The sequence below is a fragment of the Craterilacuibacter sinensis genome, from assembly GCF_009831765.1.
In the GTDB taxonomy this organism is placed as follows: domain Bacteria; phylum Pseudomonadota; class Gammaproteobacteria; order Burkholderiales; family Chromobacteriaceae; genus Craterilacuibacter; species Craterilacuibacter sinensis.
Genome location: NZ_WSSB01000016.1, coordinates 1 through 3,088, shown reverse-complemented (window position 1 = coordinate 3,088; position 3,088 = coordinate 1). Strand labels below are relative to the sequence as shown.

Genomic DNA, 3,088 nt, shown 5'->3' with positions numbered 1-3,088 from the left:
TGGTGCCCAAGAGAAGACTCGAACTTCCACACCCTTGCGGGCGCTAGGACCTGAACCTAGTGCGTCTACCAATTCCGCCACCTGGGCCTGCCAAATTGTTCATACTGCAAACTGATAAATCAGCCTGATAAAGCGACTGGTGCCCAAGAGAAGACTCGAACTTCCACACCCTTGCGGGCGCTAGGACCTGAACCTAGTGCGTCTACCAATTCCGCCACCTGGGCATCGCTTTACTGTATGATCTGCGCTACATTGCTGTAACGAAGTGCGAATTATATTGACCTAGCCGAGGAAGTCAATGCCTGCCACGCAAAAAAAACAAAAAAGCATCCCGTTGCGCTTGCAAGACCCGCATCTGGAACGTGAAAAAGTCAAATACGACAAGCCTTTACCTAGCCGTGAATTTATTCTGCAAATTCTCGCCGGGCAGGGTGTTCCCATGTTCCCAGCCGAGCTAATCGGTTTGCTGAATATTACTGAAGAAGAAAAACCCTTTTTCGAACGCCGCCTGTTTGCCATGGAGCGTAGCGGAGAAGTCGTTATTAACCGTACCGGTGCCGTTTGTGCCGCACAAAAACTGGATCTGCTTAAGTGCAAGGTGTCCGGTCATCGTGATGGCTATGGCTTTGCCATGCCACTGGAAGGGGAGAAGGGCGATCTCTTTCTGAGCGAGCGTGAAATGCACAAGGCCATGCATGGCGATATCGTCATGGTGCAGCCCGGTGCGCCGGATCGCCGTGGCCGCCGTGAAGGGCGTGTCGTCGAAGTGCTGGAGCGTGCGGTGAAAACGCTGGTTGCCCGCGTCTATCTGGAGCGTGGCGTATGGACGGCCCGCGCAGAAGACAAACGCATCCGTCTGGATATTCTGATCGAACCCGGTGGCGAGGGTGCTGCCGTGCATGGCCAGGTGGTGGTGCTGGAAATTACCGAATACCCGCAAGGCTACCGCGCGCCGATTGCCCGGGTGAAGGATGTGCTGGGTAATTATGCCGATCCGGGTATGGAGATAGAAATCGCGCTGCGCAAGCACGATTTACCTCATGTATTTAGTGAGGCGGCTCAGGCGCAAGCCAAGGCGACACCGAAAAAGGTGCGTAAGAAAGATCAGATCAAGGGGCGTGAAGATATTCGCGACCTGTCCTTGGTGACGATTGATGGCGAGAGTTCGCGCGACTTCGACGATGCGGTGTTTGCCGAAAAACGGGGTAAAGGATACCGACTGGTCGTTGCGATTGCCGATGTCAGTCACTATGTTCAGCCGGATGATGCGCTGGATATGGATGCACTCGAGCGTGGCACCTCGGTGTATTTCCCGCGCCGTGTGATACCGATGCTGCCCGAAGCCTTGTCCAATGGCATCTGCTCGCTTAACCCGGATGTCGAGCGCCTGTGCATGGTGTGCGACATGCAAATCGGAGCCAAGGGCAAGGTCAAGCGCTATCGCTTCTATCCTGCGGTGATGCGCTCGCGTGCGCGACTTACCTATAACCAGGTCTGGGATTGTCTGCAAAACGGCACTGAGCACCCGCAGATGGCACAGATGCAAACGCTGCATGCCTTGTTCAAGGTGTTGCTGGCTGCGCGTGCCAAGCGGGGTGCAATCGAGTTTGACACGATTGAAACGCAGATGCTGTTTGATGGCGTTGGCAAGATTGAGCAGATTGTTCCAGTTGTGCGAAATGATGCTCATCGCCTGATTGAAGAGTGCATGCTGGCTGCCAATGTGTGTGCGGCAGAGTTTTTGCAGGAGAGCGGGCAGAAGTGTCTGTATCGCGTGCATGAAGGCCCAACGATTGAAAAACTGGAAAACCTGCGTGTTTTTCTGAATGGTGTGGGTCTGTCTTTGGCCGGCGGCGATAAGCCTTCGACCAAGGATTATGCCGAACTGGCCGAAAAGATTCAGGACCGGCCGGACGCCGAAGTATTGCAGACCATGTTGCTGCGCTCTATGCAGCAGGCGGTTTATAGCCCGATTAACGGTGGGCACTTCGGTCTGGCCTATAAGGCATACACTCATTTCACTTCGCCTATCCGCCGCTATCCGGACTTGCTGGTGCATCGTGCGATCAAGGCTGTATTGGAAGGGCGTAAATACAAGCCTTCGCAGAAGTGGGCGCAACTGGGTGTGCACTGCTCCATGGTTGAGCGGCGTGCGGATGATGCCAGTCGCGATGTCGAGTCCTGGCTGAAAACTTACTATATGCGCGATGAGGTGGGCGAAGTCTTTACGGGCAAGATCGCTGCCGTCACTGGCTTTGGCGTTTTCGTTATGCTGGACGGCGTGCATGTGGAAGGTTTGCTACATATCTCGGAACTGGGTAAGGACTACTTCCATTTCCGTAAAGAGATGCAGGCGATTGTCGGCGAGAAAAGTGGTATCCAGTACCGCCTGGGGGATGCCATGACGGTGCGGGTGGTGCGCGCCGATCTTGAAAGTGCACAGGTCGACTTTGCATTGGTGCGTGAAACGCCTGAGGCCGAAATAGATAAGCCGGCCAAGCCCGCCAGATCGCGTCGGCGTAAAGGTGGTGCGGCTCGTGCTGCGGCTGAACAGCCTAGTAGTGAGGTTGTGTCTCAGGCCGTAGCTGTCGAGAAGGCATCGGAGCCTGTGGTATCTGCTCCAGTTCAGGTACCGGTAGTGGTGGTTGAACAGATTGCGCCTCCTGTTAAGGAAGCAGCTAAGGAAGTCGCCGCGCCTGCTGCGCGTCGTCGTGGTGCCACGCGTAGTCCGGGCGTGACCGTCAAGTTGACGCCGGCGGTGACGCCTGTTGCATCACCTGCACCGGAAAAGCCTAAACCCAAGCCGCGTAGCCGGGCCAAGCCGGCCGCAGCGAAGGCGTCGCCCGCTGCGGAGCCTGCGGTTAAACCCGCAGTTAAACCCGCAGAGGGAGCGGCAGTCTCGCCGGCGCGCAGTCGCCGTCGGCGTACCCCGCCGGTTAGCGAAAGCTGATTGCTGAATCGCCAGGACAAAAGCCGCATTTTGCGGCTTTTGTTAATTATTGGTGTTTTGGGCGCTTTTTTCAAAATAAGTGTTGACGCCCCAGTCTGAATTCCGTATATTTCGCCTCCTCAGCTGACGACGCAAACG

General features: G+C 55.8%; 1 protein-coding gene and 2 tRNA genes. 1 reads left to right on the top strand and 2 read right to left on the bottom strand.

Annotation, left to right across the window (positions count from 1 at the left end):
* Together GQF02_RS14250 and GQF02_RS14245 are read right to left on the bottom strand one after the other, a co-directional pair.
* A tRNA-Leu gene (locus tag GQF02_RS14250) sits at positions 1-87 on the bottom strand.
* Between the two features lie 50 nt (positions 88-137).
* Positions 138-224, bottom strand: a tRNA-Leu gene (locus GQF02_RS14245).
* A 74-nt stretch (positions 225-298) separates the two neighbouring features.
* On the opposite strand from GQF02_RS14245, the gene rnr reads away from it, so the two are divergent.
* Positions 299-2,950 carry a ribonuclease R gene (rnr, locus tag GQF02_RS14240; RefSeq protein ID WP_160798019.1) on the top strand — a complete coding sequence of 884 codons (2,652 nt, stop codon included), beginning with the start codon at positions 299-301 and terminating at the stop codon, positions 2,948-2,950.
* Positions 2,951-3,088: the final 138 nt, after the last annotated feature.